Here is a 1,248-nt window from a genome sequence, read left to right as displayed (position 1 = left end):
AGGTCCACACCGAGTACCTGGACCGGGAGCAAGCAGCGTAGATCTGCCCGCAGATCACCATCAGTCAGCTGTCCGGAAAGCGCGGGGCCCCTCAATCCCCATCACCGTGCCCGAACTGCTCCGGCTGATCCGAGGGACCCTCGTGCCCCCACCCGCCCGCAACTCCGGGCACCGGCTCGCATGGTCGCTATGGCGCCGACGCCACCAGCGACGAGCCCGAACCTGTCACCACGCCTGGCACACCTACGCCGAAACCACACCATGATCACAGCAGGTCAGGACCAAAATTACAGCTGCCGTATCAGTTTCGGGAAGCCTTGGTGTTGGGCGTCAGTGAGCTCTGACGCGCAATGGCCCCGACCGATATTCCCAACACGATCATTGGCAGCACCAGAGCCAACCAGCCAACGGTGTACACGACTGAATCTGCAGGTTCAGGTTTCCAGTAGGCAGGTGGGAAGGAGAGTGTTATCGCGGTAGCGCTTGATGCCACGGCCAGATATGCAAGCGCACCCCAAGCGAGCCAATTTACACTTCGCCTGTGGTTCCATGGCGAGGTCGCCTCTGATGTGGCCCTCTTGCGGTAAACGCGTGAGATCCACACAAAGGCAATGAAGCCGCTCAACGTAAATAGCGCCATCAGACCGGCGAGGGTATCATGGTCGTCCTGGGGGTCCATCCCATTTACATAGGCGATCGAGGATAGGAGAAGCATCCCGGCAATCAAGAACAATGAAAAATAGATTAGTGATCGCAGGAATTTGACAACCGTGTCACCCTGGGAATCGTGTGGCAGGACCATCCAAGACAACGCAACGATCATCGTTACCACGGCCGTTGCCATCGCGCTTCCAAGAAACTCATGAGCCGTCACTGCGCGCGCGCAAACCAGTTCACCAGATAGAACTGAAAATAGGTAAGAGGTGACAACAAGGCTAAAGAAGGAGGCAAGAAGTAGCTTGAGGACGTAACCGCCGTACTCAGTGCGCGCCTTTTCGGGGGCTGCACTGAGTATGAAGATCATGGCAGCGAAAACGAAGCCTGCAAGACCTCCGGTCAGTGGTACCCAACTTGCGGACGCAGGGTTGAATCCTTGAAGTTGACATAGGTCGGATGAGGATTGTGGGGACATTTCCCCCAGCCTTCGGTTCTGGGCTCTTCTGCTGTTCCCGTGGGTCGTTGACCGGCGGCGAGGTGGCTGCTGTGGCTGTGTGGCCTGGATAAACGAACACGCCGTACCCGGCGTAG

Annotated in this window: 1 protein-coding gene; it reads right to left on the bottom strand. The window is 57.8% G+C overall.

The window, feature by feature from the left end; translation table 11 throughout:
- Positions 1–301: 301 nt before the first annotated feature.
- A complete protein-coding gene (locus tag ACGFIS_RS37555) occupies positions 302–1,024 on the bottom strand; it encodes a hypothetical protein (protein ID WP_392974029.1) in 723 nt (240 codons plus the stop codon).
- Between the last annotated feature and the right edge of the window lie 224 nt (positions 1,025–1,248).

This window comes from Spirillospora sp. NPDC048824 (assembly GCF_043198455.1).
Lineage (GTDB): Bacteria > Actinomycetota > Actinomycetes > Streptosporangiales > Streptosporangiaceae > Spirillospora.
Note: the sequence above shows the minus strand (reverse complement) of the source record. Positions and strands in the feature narration are given on the sequence as shown.

What these genes read in the sequence shown, in the direction of transcription:
- ACGFIS_RS37555 (WP_392974029.1), bottom strand. Translation starts at nt 1,024, where the DNA reads ATGATCTTCATACTCAGTGCAGCCCCCGAAAAGGCGCGCACTGAGTAC.